This window comes from Pseudarthrobacter raffinosi, assembly GCF_023913835.1.
Taxonomy (GTDB): Bacteria; Actinomycetota; Actinomycetes; order Actinomycetales; family Micrococcaceae; genus Arthrobacter; species Arthrobacter raffinosi.
Genome location: NZ_JAMXBG010000006.1, coordinates 177954 through 192788, shown reverse-complemented (window position 1 = coordinate 192788; position 14835 = coordinate 177954). Strand labels below are relative to the sequence as shown.

At 63.3% G+C, this 14835-nt stretch carries 13 protein-coding genes; 10 read left to right on the top strand and 3 right to left on the bottom strand.

Annotated elements, in window-relative coordinates; genetic code table 11:
* Positions 1 to 75: 75 nt before the first annotated feature.
* Positions 76 to 795: a CoA transferase subunit A gene (locus NG697_RS08305; protein WP_252613996.1), complete on the bottom strand. Its 720-nt coding sequence runs from the start codon at positions 793 to 795 to the stop codon at positions 76 to 78.
* Positions 796 to 994: 199 nt separating this feature from the next.
* On the opposite strand from NG697_RS08305, the gene NG697_RS08300 reads away from it, so the two are divergent.
* The gene (locus NG697_RS08300) at positions 995 to 1777 is read left to right on the top strand and encodes an IclR family transcriptional regulator (protein WP_252602772.1); all 783 of its coding nucleotides are present in this window, start codon (positions 995 to 997) and stop codon (positions 1775 to 1777) included.
* 126 nt (positions 1778 to 1903) lie between these two features.
* Here NG697_RS08300 and nadE read toward each other — a convergent pair whose 3' ends face one another.
* Positions 1904 to 2725 (bottom strand): NAD(+) synthase, encoded by an 822-nt coding sequence (gene nadE / locus NG697_RS08295; protein ID WP_252602126.1) that lies wholly within the window; start codon positions 2723 to 2725, stop codon positions 1904 to 1906.
* A 114-nt stretch (positions 2726 to 2839) separates the two neighbouring features.
* Positions 2840 to 3856 carry a LacI family DNA-binding transcriptional regulator gene (locus NG697_RS08290; protein WP_252602232.1) on the bottom strand — a complete coding sequence of 339 codons (1017 nt, stop codon included), beginning with the start codon at positions 3854 to 3856 and terminating at the stop codon, positions 2840 to 2842.
* Between the two features lie 223 nt (positions 3857 to 4079).
* Between NG697_RS08290 and NG697_RS08285 the strand changes: the two genes are divergently transcribed.
* From NG697_RS08285 to NG697_RS08245, 9 genes are all read left to right on the top strand, one after another.
* Positions 4080 to 4940: a sugar phosphate isomerase/epimerase family protein gene (locus tag NG697_RS08285; protein ID WP_252602129.1), complete on the top strand. Its 861-nt coding sequence runs from the start codon at positions 4080 to 4082 to the stop codon at positions 4938 to 4940.
* Entirely contained in the window at positions 4937 to 5950 is a 1014-nt protein-coding gene (locus tag NG697_RS08280; RefSeq protein WP_252613995.1) for a Gfo/Idh/MocA family protein, read from the top strand. The genes NG697_RS08285 and NG697_RS08280 overlap by 4 nt, the downstream gene beginning before the upstream one ends.
* Positions 5951 to 6145: 195 nt before the next feature.
* Positions 6146 to 7672 carry an ABC transporter substrate-binding protein gene (locus NG697_RS08275; protein ID WP_252602135.1) on the top strand — a complete coding sequence of 509 codons (1527 nt, stop codon included), beginning with the start codon at positions 6146 to 6148 and terminating at the stop codon, positions 7670 to 7672.
* Between the two features lie 123 nt (positions 7673 to 7795).
* Positions 7796 to 8737: an ABC transporter permease gene (locus NG697_RS08270; RefSeq protein WP_252602138.1), complete on the top strand. Its 942-nt coding sequence runs from the start codon at positions 7796 to 7798 to the stop codon at positions 8735 to 8737.
* Complete coding sequence (locus NG697_RS08265; RefSeq protein ID WP_252613994.1) at positions 8734 to 10584, top strand: dipeptide/oligopeptide/nickel ABC transporter permease/ATP-binding protein; 1851 nt, start codon at positions 8734 to 8736, stop codon at positions 10582 to 10584. Before NG697_RS08270 ends, NG697_RS08265 begins: the two co-directional genes overlap by 4 nt.
* Positions 10581 to 11486 carry an ATP-binding cassette domain-containing protein gene (locus NG697_RS08260; protein ID WP_252602144.1) on the top strand — a complete coding sequence of 302 codons (906 nt, stop codon included), beginning with the start codon at positions 10581 to 10583 and terminating at the stop codon, positions 11484 to 11486. Before NG697_RS08265 ends, NG697_RS08260 begins: the two co-directional genes overlap by 4 nt.
* Before the next feature lie 47 nt (positions 11487 to 11533).
* On the top strand, positions 11534 to 12394 hold the full coding sequence (locus NG697_RS08255) for a sugar phosphate isomerase/epimerase family protein (RefSeq protein WP_252602147.1): 861 nt from the start codon (positions 11534 to 11536) through the stop codon (positions 12392 to 12394).
* A gap of 60 nt (positions 12395 to 12454) precedes the next feature.
* Complete coding sequence (locus tag NG697_RS08250) at positions 12455 to 13621, top strand: Gfo/Idh/MocA family protein (RefSeq protein WP_252602150.1); 1167 nt, start codon at positions 12455 to 12457, stop codon at positions 13619 to 13621.
* A 106-nt stretch (positions 13622 to 13727) separates the two neighbouring features.
* Positions 13728 to 14789 (top strand): LacI family DNA-binding transcriptional regulator, encoded by a 1062-nt coding sequence (locus NG697_RS08245; protein WP_252602152.1) that lies wholly within the window; start codon positions 13728 to 13730, stop codon positions 14787 to 14789.
* The last annotated feature ends 46 nt before the right edge of the window (positions 14790 to 14835 follow it).

Genomic DNA, 14835 nt, shown 5'->3' with positions numbered 1-14835 from the left:
GTTCTCCTTGGGGTTAGAAGTATGCGGGGGCTTAAGTGTTCGTTCGCGCTGCGGGGTGGGGCGGGCGAGTGGCGTTCACGCGGGGACTGTTGCCGCTTCCCGGGGGCGGACGGTGCGCTGTTCAATGTCCTTGACCCGGCCGCTCGCCTGGACCAGGTGCTGGACGTATACGCCCGGGGTGACGATGTGGTTGGGATCCAGTGCGCCGGGCTCCACGATGACTTCGGCTTCGGCGATGGTCACCAGGCCGGCGGTGGCCACCACGGGGTTGAAGTTCCGGGCCGTGTAGCGGTAGATCAGGTTGCCGTCCGTGTCCGCGGTGTGCGCGTGGACCAGCGCCACGTCGGCCCGGATGGCGCGCTCCTGGACGTACGTTTCGCCGTCGAACTCTGCGAGCGGTTTGCCTTCGGCGACCAGGGTTCCGACGCCGGTCTTGGTGTAGAAGGCGGGGATGCCGGCGCCGCCGGCACGGAGGCGCTCGGCCAGGGTGCCCTGCGGCGTGAACTCCACCTCAAGCAGGCCCGCGAGGTACTGCTCGGCGAAGAGTTTGTTCTCGCCCACATACGATGCGATCACCTTGCGGACCTGGCCGGCTTCGATCAGCACGCCCAGGCCTTTCCCGTCCACGCCCATGTTGTTCGACACCACGGTCAGGTCGCGCACACCGGAATCACGCACGGCCTCGATGAGGTCCGCCGGGATGCCGCCCAGGCCAAAACCGCCGACGGCGAGCGTCATGCCGTCCTGGAGCACTTCCGCCAGGGCCGCGGCGGCGTTGGATTTCAGTTTGGACATTCCGTCTCCTCATCATCGAGCGTGCAGAGCCATTCAAGTCCTCCACGTTGTGGACGCTGGGCCTGAAGAAGGAGCCTAGGGTGCTCAAGAAAGTTGGTCAACGGCGTAATTCTGCCCGCAAGGCAGATATTTCACAGCGTGGACGCTAGGCTTTGAGGTGTCCACATTGTGGAGGATTTCTTGAGAGTTGGTGATCCGAATGAAGAATCCAGTCCAAGGGGCTCAGGTGGTGGGCCGCGTGGCATCACTGCTCCGGCTTGTCGGCCGGAAGCCGGAGGGCAGCTCGATTGCCGGGCTGGTCCGTGAGTCCGGGCTGACGCGCCCCACCGTCCACCGGCTCCTGGCCTCCCTTGCCGCGGAGGGCCTCCTGGACCACGATGCCCGCAGCGGAAACTGGATCCTGGGCCCTGAGATTTTCCTGCTGGGATCAGTGGCGGCGGCCCGCTTCCCGTTTGAGGACCTGGCGCGGCCAAGCCTCCGCCGGCTGGCGGAGGAGACCGGCGAGAGCGCGTTCTATTCCATCCGCAGGGGCCAGGAGACGGTCTGCGTGCTGCGGGAAGAGGGCAGCTTCCCGGTACGTTCCTTCGTGCTGCACGAGGGAGTCCGATTTCCACTGGGTGTGGCCTCGGCCGGGACCGCCATCATGGCGTTCCTCCCGGATGAGGAACAGGAAGCCATCCTGTCCGGCTGGGACCAGCACGCCGGCAGTTTCGCGGCAGGCCACAGCATGGACGTGGTGCGCAGGAATCTGGAACGGACCCGGCTGCATGGATTCGCAGTGAATCCCGGCCTCGTGCTGGAAGGCAGCTGGGGAATGGGGACGGCCGTGTTCGACCAGCTGGGCAGGCCCGTGGGCGCGCTTTCACTCACCGGCATCGAACCCCGGTTCCGGCCGGAACGGCAGGGGTTCCTCGGCAAACTGCTGATGGAGGAAGCCCACCGGATCAGCACCACACTGAGTTCAACACTGACCGGCCGCTGAATCCACGGTCGTCGCCGCTGAGTTTCCCCGGCTTAGGGAAGGAACGACGACGGCGCGCCGCGTTTTCGGGGCGACGCGCCGCCGTCGTGCCCCAAAAGTGGGGAATTCCAGCGTTGTGTGGAGCGCTTACTTCCACCACGTATCGAAGATGGTGACCGGCACGGTGCGCTTGTGGCGTGTGCGGAGGTACTTCTGTTCGATCAGCTCGGCCGCCGCTTCGGGGATCTCCCGGCCTTCGAGGTAATCATCGATCTGGTCGTACTTGATTCCCAGTTCGTCCTCGTCGGTGCGTCCGGGCCTGCCGTCCAGGAGGTCGGCGGTGGGTACTTTTTCCCAGACACGGGCAGGGGCGCCCAGCTCGGCCAGCAGTTCGCGGTTCTGGCGTTTGTTGAGGCCGAACAGGGGCAGGATGTCCGCGCCGCCGTCGCCGAATTTAGTGAAGAACCCGGTGACGGACTCTGCGCCGTGGTCGGTGCCGATCACCAGGTAGTTGTGCTCCCCGGCCAGCGCGTACTGCGCGATCATCCGCGTGCGGGCCTTGGTGTTGCCCTTGTGGAAATCGGAAATCCCGTTGCCCACCGTCTTCTCGAATTCGTTCTCGAAGCCATCCACGGCGGCGGAGATGTTGAAGGTCCATTCCGTCTTGGCCTGGATGAAGTCCAGGGCGGCCTGGGCGTCGTCCTCGTCGTGCTGGACGCCGTACGGAAGGCGGACCGCCACGAAGTTGGCCTCCACGCCTTCGGCATCAAGCTCCTCCACGGCCAGCTGGGCCAGTCTGCCGGCGAGGGAGGAGTCCAGCCCGCCCGAGATGCCCAGGACAAAGCCCTTGGTGTGGGTTGCCCGGAGGTAATCCTTCAGGAAATCCACCCGCTTGCGCACCTCCCCGAGGGGGTCGATCCGGGGCTGCACGCCCATTTCTTCGATGATGGTGGCTTGGAGTTCGCGCATGTGATCCAGCCTAGTCAGCGCTGTCAACAACGCTCAACTGTGTCCACCCGAACCACCCACGTGTCCACCCGAACCACTCACAGCCCGGCGCGAACGGACACTTGGGGCCCGGACCTACAGCGCTGCCGGTGCCGCTCCCGTTGAACCGCGGACGGTGAGATGCGTAGGCATCAGCGACCGGCTGCGGCTGCCACCGCCCGCCAGCGGGTTGAGCTGGGCCAGGAGCATGGACACTGCTACGCGGCCTGCTTGTTCGATCGGGGACGTCATGGTGGTCAGCGGGGGATTGCAGAAGTCCGCGCCAAAGATGTCGTCGCAGCCCACCACGCTGATGTCCTCCGGGACCCGGATGCCGCGTTCGCGCAGCCGCTGAAGCATGCCGATGGCGATGAGGTCGTTAAAGGCAATGCAGGCGGTGACGCCGGAGTGCACGGCCGCATCGGCTGCGGCGGCACCTGATTGTGTCTTGGGGGCGAACGGTCCCAGCCTGCGCACGTCCACGCCGCGGTCCTCGGCGGCGGCCGCCAGGGCTGTCCAGCGAAGGGTGCTGGATTGGGACGTGAGTGGACCGGCCATGTAGGCGATGCGGGTGTGGCCGAGGGAAATCAGATGGTCCAGCGCCTGGCTGGTGGCGGAGGGAGTGTCAATCACGACGGCGGGAACGCCGGCTACGTCGCGGTTGATGGTCACCATGGGAATCCTGGCTGCGGCGGCCAGCAGCGCCTCATCGCTGAGCCTGGACGCGGCGACGATGATTCCGTCAGCGCTCTTGCGCAGCTGCTCCATGGTGGAGGCCTCCACTTCGTCGGACTCTTCGGTGTCCACGAGCAGCTGCGTGTAGCCGGCTGCCTTGAGCTGCAGCTGGGTGCCACGGATGAGATCGAAATAGAAGGGGTTGGTGATGTCGGGCACCAGGACGCCGACGGCGCCGGTGCGGCCGGAGCTCAGGGCTTTAGCTTGGCTGTTCGGCGTGTAGTTCAGCTCGGCCGCCGCCGCTTCGATGCGGGCGCGGGTTCGGATGTTGACCCGGTCCGGAGTGGAAAGTGCGCGGGACACGGTGGACGCGGCCACACCGCAGATCGCGGCGATGTCGTGGATGGTGGCAGGACGGTCTGTTCCGGCTGCTTGCATCGCCATGGCGCGCTCCTCACTGAACGGGATGACTGGGGGCTTGTGACGGTTGCCACAGCCCTATAGCTCCTAGATTGCCACAGCCTGCAATCATTTGGCAATCGGTTGTCATTGACAGCTGACGTGTCTAGACTTAGGGCAGCACTTGTTTGTGAACTGAGTCACCCGCGCGCCGGAGCGGCACCTAGGCTGTCCCGTCGCGGGCATACCTAAGGAGATTCCCGTGACCGAAGCAACAACCGCAGCAACAAGCACTGCCTGGACGCTCTCAGGATTCGGCGACGAGGTGGATACGGACCCCGCCATCCAGGCTGCTGTCCTGCTGGCGCTCGGCGCGAACTACATCGAAGTTCGCAGCGCCTGGGGCGTCAACGTCTCAGAAATGACGTCTGAGCAGGTAGCTGACCTCAAGGAACTCTTGGACGCCAAGGGCTTGAAGGTCTCAGCCGTGGCCAGCCCCATCGGCAAGGTGGACATCAGCCTGCCCGTGGAGCACGAGGTGGAGCGCCTTCGCCAGATCATCTCCGTAGCCAAGGGCCTGGATACCAAATACATCCGGATCTTCTCCTTCTTCCGGAGTGAAGCCCAGACGCCGGAGGAAATCCGCGACGACGTCCTCACGCGCATGCGGGCACTGGCCGCTGAAGCCGAAAGCGCCGGCGTCGTACTCCTGCACGAGAACGAAAAGGACATCTACGGCGATACGCCGCAGCGCGTCCTGGACATCATGGAGTCCGTGGACTCTCCCGCACTGAGGATCGCCTGGGACAACGCCAACTTCGTCCAGGTAGGCGTCCGCCCCTACACCGATGGCTACGCCATGCTCCGCCCCTACCTCGAATACCTCCAGGTCAAGGACGCCATCATGGCTACGGGTGAGGTTGTGCCTTCCGGCCACGGCGACGGCGAACTGGACGCCACCATTGCTGCCCTGAAGGCGGACGGTTACGCAGGCTTTGCCTCACTCGAACCCCACCTCGCCAGCCACCACAAGCTGGGCGGCTTCTCCGGTCCGGTTGCCTTCGGCATGGCCGCGCGCGCCTTCGCGGTCCTTGCTGCCAAGAACGGAATCGAACTTTCGTGACCGGCCTCAAGGCCGCAGTTATTGGCTGCGGTGATGTGTCGGCAGTGCACTTTGAGGCCATCGCAAAGCTCGATGGCGCGCGGCTGGCTGGGGTCTGCGACTCGGATCCCGGCCGCCTTGCGGCCGCCGTGGCCGCCTACGGCATCCCGGGTTTCCCCGATCATCTCAGCCTGATCGAGGCCGTCGGACCGGATGTTGTGCACATTACGACGCCGCACAACATGCACGCCACCATCGCCGTGGACTGCCTTGAACGCGGCGTGAACGTCATTGTCGAAAAGCCGCTCGCGCATACGCTTGAAGAAGGCCGCCGGCTGGTGGAGGCCGCCAAGGCGGGCACTGCCAAGATTGCCGTCTGCTTCCAGAACCGCTACAACGCCACCTCGCAGGCCATGCACGCACTGCTTTCCTCCGGCGAGCTAGGCGCGGTAGTAGGGGCGTCAGCAACGGTGCTGTGGCACCGCAATGCCGACTATTACCGCAGCCGGCCCTGGCGCGGCACCTGGGAGGGTGGCGGCGGCGGGCTCATGATGAACCAGGCCATTCACACCGTTGACCTGGTGCAGTGGCTGCTGGGCGACGTCGTTTCGTTGTCCGGCAATGCGGCCACCAGGTTCCTGGGCGAAACCATCGAGGTGGAGGACACTGCGGAATTTGTTGCCGAGCACGCCAACGGTGCGCGGAGCGCCTTCTATGCCACGCTGGCCAACGCCGTCAACGCCCCGGTTACGCTGGACATTGTCACGGAAAAAGCGACTCTCAGTCTTCGTGGGGACTTGACGGTCACTTATGCGAACGGCCGGGTTGAAGTGGTTCCCGAGCGTGTGGTGGAGACCGGCGGACGTGCCTACTGGGGCGTCTCGCACGAACTGCTCATCAGTGACTTCTATGCCCGGCTCGGTGACGAGGGCCCGTTCTGGATCGACCCTGGAGCAGCGGAAAAATCCCTGAGGATCGTCAAGGAAATTTACCGCCAGAGCTACCCGGACGCGGCGGAGAAAGTTTCCTGACCGCTTCACGGCAACCGGTTGAAGTCGCTTAGAACGTTTCATTCGCGGGCTTCGAAAATATAAGTTGCAACAAAATTGACAATCGGTTGCCAAGACTGGCAATTATGCGTACTCTGAATCTCGAACGTCGGTGTGTCCAACGCCACACCGGCCGGAATTCGCAACTCTCACGTTCCACAGATCCAGGAGCCAACAATGAAGTTAGGTCCCAAAGCGGCAGCAGCCGCTCTTATCACCAGCGCGGCCCTCGCGCTGACAGCCTGCGGCGGCGCCCCAGGCGCCAATAACCCCGGCGCCCCTAAAACGACCACCCTCACACTGGGCGCCGTTAGAGACATGACTTCCTGGGACCCCGCGCAAGCGCATGTGGGCCACGTCCTGCAGCCCTACCAGGCAGCCTACGACTCCCTGCTCCTGCGGGAACCGGATGGCAAGCTCAGCCCTATGCTGGCCACCGCGTGGAAGTACAACGACGCGGACACTCAGCTGACCGTTGACCTCCGCACAGACGTGACCTTCAGCGATGGCGCCAAGTTCGACGCCGAGGCTGCCAAGGCAAACCTGGACCACTTCAAAAAGGCCAATGGCCCGCAGATGGCCCAGCTCACCGCCGTCTCGGACGTGAAGGTGGTGGATGCCGATACCATCGAGCTCAACCTCGCCACTCCTGACCCTTCTCTGGAGTTCTACCTAAGCCAGGCCGCTGGCCTGATGGGCAGCCCCAAGGCCCTGGGCACCGAAAGCATCAAGACCGAGCCCGTGGGCAGCGGCCCGTACGTCATGGACAAGGCGGCCACGGTTAAGGACTCACAGTCGGTGTTCACGGCCCGCAAGGATTACTGGAACAAGGACAATCAGAAGTTCGAGAAACTCACCCTCAAGATCCTGACTGACCCGACCGCCCGGACCAACGCCTTGGTGTCGGGACAGGTGGACGCTACGTTGCTAGATCCCAAGACCGGTAAGCAAGCCGAGGGCGCGAAGATGAAGCTGGTCACCAACCAGGTGGACTGGCAGGGACTGTTGCTCCTGGATCGGGACGGCGCCAAGAATGCCCCCCTCAAGGATGTGAAGGTCCGTCAGGCCATTAACCACGCGTTCGACCGCAAGACGATCCTCGATCAGGTACTGCTGGGACAGGGCAGTCCGACGTCCCAGCCCTTCGGCAAGGAGAGCGGCGCGTGGGTGGAGGAACTTGAAAACAAGTACCCTTATGACCCGGCGAAGGCGAAGGCCCTGCTGAAGGAAGCCGGCTACGAAACCGGCGTGACCCTTGAGGTTCCGTCCGTTCCGGGCTTCGAAACCCAGCTCGCGGTGCTGAAGCAGCAGCTGTCGGACGTGGGGATCACCCTGAACGTCGGCGCAGCGATTACAAACACGTTCACGAGCGACGTCGCAGCCCAGAAATTCACCACCATGTACTTCTCGCTCTTCCAGGGGGAGCCGTGGGTGGCCATCAACCAGATTGTCTCCACGAAGGCGCTGTACAACCCGTTCAAGAACACCACTCCTGAGCTGCAGGCCAAGATCGACGCGGTGCAGAGCGGCGGCGAAAAAGCGGACGAGCTCGCCAAGGAAGTTAACAGGTACGTCGTGGAGCAGGCCTGGTTCGCCCCGCTGTTCCGGGTAAACCAGATGTACTACCACAACGACAAGGTCACTGTAACGCCCCAGATCCAGCAGGCCGTCCCGTCCATCTACAACTACTCGCCGGCCAAGTAAGACCCGGGTCAGGAAGCAACATAAACCGGCGCAGGTCCGGCAGCCCGACCACCACGGTGGCGGGCTGCCGGACCGGGCTGCCGGACCAGGCAGTCAAACCATGCCAGTTCAATGGAGCCAGCAATGATCACATTCATCCTTAAACGCCTAGGCAGCGGAATAGTAGTCCTGTTCGCCGTCTCGATCCTCGTTTTTTCCCTTCTTTACGTATCGAGCGGCAGCATTGCCCGGAACATCGTCGGAGACCAGGCCACGCCCGAGCAGGTAGCGCTGAAAGAAACAGAGCTCGGGCTGGATCAGCCCATTCTTACCCGCTATCTGGACTGGGTTGTCAACGCGCTGCAGGGAGACCTGGGAGCATCCTGGTTCACCTCTGAACCGGTGGCCGACGCCCTCGCCACCCGCATTCCGGTCACCATGACCATGGTGGTGGCAGCCATGCTCCTTATTTCCATCATCGCTACCCTCATCGGCGTTGCCGCAGCAGTGAAGCGTGGCTGGGTGGACCGGACGGTCCAGGTCGGCGCCATCATCGGCGACTCCATTCCCGGTTTCGTCATCGGCATTATCCTCGTCACCATCCTGGCCATCCAGATGGGCCTCTTCCCCGCCACCAGCACCATTTCCCCGGGTGCCGGAGCAGACGCCTGGGTGCTCTCGCTGACCCTGCCCGTCATAGCCCTCCTGATCAACGGCGTGACCGGCGGTGCCCAGCAGATCCGCAGCGCCGTGATCAAGCAGTTGGAACGCGACTACGTGCGGACTCTCCGCAGCCGCGGGATCCAGGAGCGGGAGATCCTTTTTAAGCATGTCCTGCGCAGCGCTGCCCCGGCGGGGCTTACAGTCCTCAGCCTGCAGCTGATCGGCATGCTCGGCGGCGTGGTCATCATCGAGCAGATTTTCGCCCTTCCCGGCATGGGCCCCCTTGCCGTGGCCGCCACCGGCCAGAGCGACCAGCCCGTGGTCATGGGCGTTGTTATGTACACCGTCGCCGTTGTCATCTTTGTCAATCTCATCGTTGACCTGCTCAACGGTTGGCTCAACCCGAAGGTGCGTGCCTCGTGAGCGAGTCCGTCGAAACCTCAGCCCTGACGCCGCTTCCCGGTACGACCGGCCAGACCGGTACCGTGGTCCGGTCCACGGTGCTCAAGCGTCTCTTCAAAAACCCCCTCGGCATTTTATCGATGATCATCCTGCTGACCATGGGTCTCCTAGCCGCGTTCGCCGATGTCCTGGCGCCGTTCGAGGAGAACTTTGCAAACATTTCAAAGACCCTCGCCGCCCCGGACTCCGTCAACATCCTCGGCACGGACAGCTCCGGGCGCGACGTCTGGAGCCGGCTTCTCTTTGGTGCGCAGCTGACGCTGCTCTCCGCGTTGCTGTGTGCCGCCGTTGCGATCGTGATTGGCCTGCCCGCGGGCCTGATTGCGGGCTACTACGCGGGCAAGTTCGAAGCTATGTCCAACTGGGTTGTCAGCATCCTCATGAGCCTCCCCGGCCTGATTGTGCTGCTGACTGTGCGTGCAGCCTTCGGGCCGTCGGTCTGGATTGCCATGCTCTTCCTGGGCATACTGCTGAGTCCCTCCTATTTCCGCCTGACACGATCTGCTGTGCAATCGGTCCGCAACGAGCTCTATGTCGACGCGGCCCGGGTCTCCGGGCTCTCTGACCTGAGTATCATCACCCGCCATATCTTCTCTGTGGTGCGGGCCCCTATCATCATCCAGACGGCGGCGATTGCCGGAGTTGCCATCGCCATCCAGTCAGGCCTTGAGTTCCTGGGCCTGGGTGATCCGTCAAAGGCATCCTGGGGCGTGATGCTCAGCGAGGGATTCAAGAACGTTTATCTCACGCCCAGCCTGCTCTTCTGGCCCGCGTTTGCCATGGCACTGACCATTGGTGCCTTGGTCCTTCTTGGGAACGCTATCCGCGATGCTTTGGAAGACCAAGAGAAGATCAAGCACCGCAGGAAGAAAGCACATGAGGCGGAAGACGCTGCGTCGGCCAGCGCCGCCAAGGCAGCAAGCAAGACTCTCGCCGCCGTCGAGGCCGGAACCGAACACCACCTGGTCAAAGTGACCAACCTGGGCGTCGGGTACCCGCAGGCGGACGGATCGGTCAAGAAGGTTGTTGATGACGTCTCCTTCCACGTTGACCGCGGCGAAATCCTTGGCATCGTGGGCGAGTCCGGTTCGGGCAAGTCCCAGACGGCCTTTTCCATCCTGGGCCTGCTGCCGGATACTGCACGCATCGTGGGCGGTGCCATCCAGTTCGATGGCAACTACACGGTGGCTCCCGGCGAAGACAACGTCAGCCAGGAACGGCTCTCCAAGCTGCGCGGCAAGCGGATTTCCTACATCCCGCAGGAACCCATGAGCAACCTGGACCCGGCCTTCACCATCGGCTACCAGCTGGTTACCCCCATGGTGCGGGTCTTGGGAATCTCCAAGTCTGAAGCCACGAAGCGCGCCATGAAGCTGCTCTCCGACGTCGGCATTGTCAACCCGGACCGGACCTTCAAGGCTTACCCGCACGAGGTCTCCGGTGGCATGGCCCAGCGTGTGCTCATCGCCGGCGCCATCAGCTGCGAACCGGACCTCATCATTGCCGATGAGCCCACCACGGCACTGGACGTCACTGTGCAGGCCGATGTGCTGGACCTCATCCGCGACCTCCAGCGCCGGCTCGGCGTCGGCGTCATCCTGGTGACCCACAACTTTGGTGTTGTGGCTGACCTCTGCGACCGCGTTGTGGTCATGCAGAACGGACGGCTCGTGGAGGAAGGCCCCGTGCGGGACATACTGCGCGAACCGGAGGAACGCTACACCCAGACCCTGCTGGCTTCGATGCTCGAAGGCAAAGAACCGATGTCCATGCTGGTGCCATCGAGTGCTAAGGAGAACGTACTGTGACAGAAACTGCAGCCTTGGGCGCCGCGTTATCAGCGCCGGCACGTGAAGGACTCCTTCGGGTCGAGAACCTGGTGGTGGAGTACGCCGGCAAGGGGTTCCGGGCAAAGAAATTCCGTGCCCTGACGGACATCAACATCAGCATCGGCCATGGGGAGACCCTGGGCCTGGTGGGGGAGTCGGGCTCCGGCAAGACCACCCTGGGCCGGGCAGTGCTGGGGCTCGCGCCCGTAAGCGGTGGCAAGGTCACCTTCGAGGGCAAGGACATCAGCCAGGCCACCCGCAAGCAGCGCCGTGTCCTGAGCCGAGACATGCAAGTGGTCTTCCAGGATCCGTACACGTCGCTCAACCCTGCCCTGGAGATCGGCGACATCCTTGCCGAGCCCTTGGGCGTGCAGGGCATGGAGCAGGCAGCAGCCAAGAAGCGCGTCAGAGAGCTCCTGGACCAGGTAGGCCTGCCGTCGGACGCCATCCACCGTCTCCCGCGGGAGTTCAGCGGCGGCCAGCGCCAGCGCGTGGCCATCGCCCGCGCCCTGGCACTGTCGCCGAAACTCATCGTCTGTGATGAGCCGGTCAGTGCCCTGGACCTCTCCACGCAGGCCCGTGTCCTGGATCTGTTCCTGCAGATCCAGAAGGACACCGGCGTGTCCTACCTGTTTGTCTCCCACGACCTTGACGTGGTCCGCCACATCAGCCACCGTGTAGCCGTGATGTACCGTGGAGAAATCGTGGAGCAGGGGCCGGCAGAGATCGTCACGCGCAACCCCGACCACCCCTACACGCAGCGGTTGCTGCTCGCTTCACCCGTGCCGGATCCGGACCGCCAGGAGAAGCGCCGTGCCGAACGTCACCGGCTGCTCGAAGAACAGCGCCAGCAGAACGAGCAAGCCGCTGCCCTTGCCTAGGGCTCATGCCCGAACTAACTCAACAGCAACAACTATGGAGGAATAACGTGGCCAAAATTGGCGTACAGGCAATGATGCTGAAGGACAGCTTCACCGAAATCGGGGCGTTCGAAACCCTCCGTAAGGTCAGCGACATCGGCTACAACGCCGTCGAGATCTCCCAGATCCCGATGACGCCGGAAAACGTCGCTGAACTGGACCGCTCCCGCAGCGAGCTGGGCATGGACATCGCGGCCCTGTCCGTGGCCATGGAGACACCCAAGGGCCGGCCCGGCGATTCCCTGGCGGAGCACTTTGACAAGATCGTGGATGACGCAAAGAGCCTGGACTCGAAGCTGTTGCGGATCGGTATGCTGCCGTTCGAGGCAATGACGTCCATCGGCGCGGTAATTGACTTCGCCAAGCAGGCCAACGAATACGCCGAACGGCTGCAGGAGCAGGGCCTGGGCCTGTACTACCACAACCACCACATCGAGTTCGCGAAGTTCGACGGCAAATTCATGCTGGACATCATTGCGGAGAACTCCCCGGCCATGGGCATGGAAATCGACGTGCACTGGGTACAGCGCGGCGGCCTGGACCCAGTCCGCACGCTCGAAAAGTACGCCGGCCGCACCGCTATGGTGCACCTGAAGGACTACCGGATCGGCCAAATGCCGGAGTCGGCCATGGGGCTGCTGAATTCAGGGGACTTCGTTGGATTCATGACGGAGTTCAAGAACGTTGTCCAGTTCGCCGAAGTGGGCGAGGGCAACCTGGACTTCGCTTCCATCATCCCGGCCGCGGAGGCTGCCGGCGCGCAGTACCTGCTGGTGGAGCAGGACGAACTCTATGGCCGCACGGTCTGGGAAGCGCTGCAGACCTCCTACGACAACCTGGTTGCCTTGGGGCAGTCCGAGCTCTTCTAAGCGGACCCACTTCCACAATCTGGTTTCGACAAGCTCAACCAACAAAAAGGACAAATAACTGTGAGCAAGAAAGTACGCCTCGGCATCATCGGCCTGGGCCAGCAGGGCGGCGCTTACGCCAAGTTCATCACAGACGGCATGGTCCCCAACATGGTGATCGGCGCTATCTGCGACACCGATCCGGCCAAGAGGGAACTTGCCTCGGCCACGTACCCGGACGCTCCCTTCTATGACGACTACATCGCGATGCTGGAAAGCGGCGACGTTGACGCCGTCGTGACCTGCGTGCCGCACTTCCTGCACCCGGAAATGGGCATCGAGACCCTCAAGCGCAACATCCATGCGCTGGTGGAGAAGCCGGCCGGCGTCTACACCAAGCAGGTCAAGGAACTGAACGAGTTCGCTGCCAGCAAGCCGGAACTCTCCTTCGGCATCATGTTCAACCAGCGCAACAACCCGCTGTACAAGAAGCTCAAAGAGATTGTGGAAAACGGCGAGATCGGCAAGATCCGCCGCAGCAACTGGATCATCACCAACTGGTGGCGTCCGCAGGGCTACTACAACTCCAGCGAATGGCGCGCGACGTGGGGCGGCGAAGGCGGCGGCGTCCTGGTCAACCAGGCACCGCACCAGCTGGACCTGTGGCAGTGGATCTGCGGCGTCCCGAAGTCCGTCTACTCCAAGGTTTCCTTCGGCTTCCGCCGCGACATCGCCGTCGAAGATGAAGTGACTGCGGTGGTTGACTACGGAGACGGCGTTACCGGCGTTTTTGTCACCGCCACGCACGACCTGACCGGGACCGACCGCTTCGAGATCCTGGGCGACCAGGGCAAGATCGTGGTCGAGGGCAGCAAGACCGCCACCGTGACGCGCTTGCACAAGCCCGAGCGCGAACTCAGCGACGGCATGGGCATGGACGATGTCCGCAAGCTCTTTATGGGCGAGTTGAACCCGGAGGAGTACTACACCACCGAGGTCATCGAGTTCGAGTCCGCCTGGGGTGCACAGCACTCAGGTGTCCTGGAGAACTTCGCCGCCAACATCCTGGACGGCACGCCGCTGCTCGCTCCGGGCTCGGACGGTATAAACGGTGTCCGCCTGGCCAACGCCATCCACCTCTCCGCATGGACCGGTAAGGAAGTTGGACTGGACTTCGACGAGAACGAGTTCCTCGCCGAGCTCAACAAGCGCATCGCCGAAGAGGGCAAGTTCCCCCAGCGCGCGTAACCTCCTGAGGGAGTACCGGTGCTGAGTAGCAGCTGTGGCCGTTTTGGACCATCAAAACGGCCACAGCTGCGACCTGCTTAAGTGGTTTCATCGTTAGGATGGGGCGGTGACTGAACCCCAAACGCCGGACACCGCCCCATCAACGGGTTCGGTCAAAAAGCATGGCCGCGACGGCAAGTCCAATGCGACCATCTACGACATCGCCAAGTTGGCCGGCGTCAACGCGTCCACCGTTTCCCGGGCACTCAGCAAGCCGGGCAGGGTCAGCTCCAAAACACAGAAGCTCATCGAGGATGCGGCCGCCCAGCTGAACTACCAGGTCAATCCGTTTGCGCGCGCACTTCCCACGGGCAAGACCAACACGTTCGGCCTCATCGTCGCGGACATCACCAACCCCACATTCTTTGACATCATCCGCGGCGCCGAGACCACCGCAACCAGCAGGGATTACACCCTGGTGCTCGCCGAGTCGGCGGAGTCCCCGGCTACTGAACTGACTGCCGCCCGGCGGCTCATGGCCACCGTCGACGGCCTCATTCTCGCGAGCCCGCGCATGGACGATGACAACATCCGCGCCCTGGCCCAGGACAAGCCCGTGGTGGTCATCAACCGCGAAGTAGAGGGCGTGCCGTGCGTGGTGCCGGACGTCAACAAGGGGATCAGCGAGGCAATCCGGAGCATGGCCGCCAACGGACACCAGCGGATCGCCTTTGTAGCGGGGCCGCCGCAGTCCTGGATGTCCGAACGCCGTTGGGAGGGTGTGCAGGCAGCTTGCGAATGGTCCCGGCTCGAAGCCGTGCGGCTTGAGTCCAGCAAACCAACGGTCGACGGCGGCCGGCAGACTGCGCGCGATGTCCGCGCCAGCGGTGCCACCGCGGTCATGACGTACAACGACTTGCTGGCCATCGGGCTCATGCAGGAGCTCCAGGCCGCCGGCATGGTGGTGCCCGACGACATCAGCATCATCGGCTTTGACGACATCTTCGGCGCGGATTTCACGACGCCGCCGCTCACCACGGTGCGTTCGCCGCTGGGGGAATGCGGCGAGGCTGCCGCGACGCGCCTGTTGGACTTCCTCCACGGGAGCGGGGAGCAGGCCGGCACTTTGAGCGTGGAGACTGAGCTGGTGCTGCGCGGGTCCAGCGGTAGGATCCTGCCCGCGAAGTGAGTCCTGGACAGGCCGATTCCAGCATTTGGCAATTCATGGCAACCGG

Bases quoted from the DNA above. Each gene is read 5' to 3' on its own strand.
- NG697_RS08305 (WP_252613996.1), bottom strand. From the start codon at position 795: ATGTCCAAACTGAAATCCAACGCCGCCGCGGCCCTGGCGGAAGTGCTC.
- NG697_RS08300 (WP_252602772.1), top strand. From the start codon at position 995: ATGAAGAATCCAGTCCAAGGGGCTCAGGTGGTGGGCCGCGTGGCATCA.
- nadE (WP_252602126.1), bottom strand. From the start codon at position 2,725: ATGCGCGAACTCCAAGCCACCATCATCGAAGAAATGGGCGTGCAGCCC.
- NG697_RS08290 (WP_252602232.1), bottom strand. From the start codon at position 3,856: ATGCAAGCAGCCGGAACAGACCGTCCTGCCACCATCCACGACATCGCC.
- NG697_RS08275 (WP_252602135.1), top strand. From the start codon at position 6,146: ATGAAGTTAGGTCCCAAAGCGGCAGCAGCCGCTCTTATCACCAGCGCG.
- NG697_RS08270 (WP_252602138.1), top strand. From the start codon at position 7,796: ATGATCACATTCATCCTTAAACGCCTAGGCAGCGGAATAGTAGTCCTG.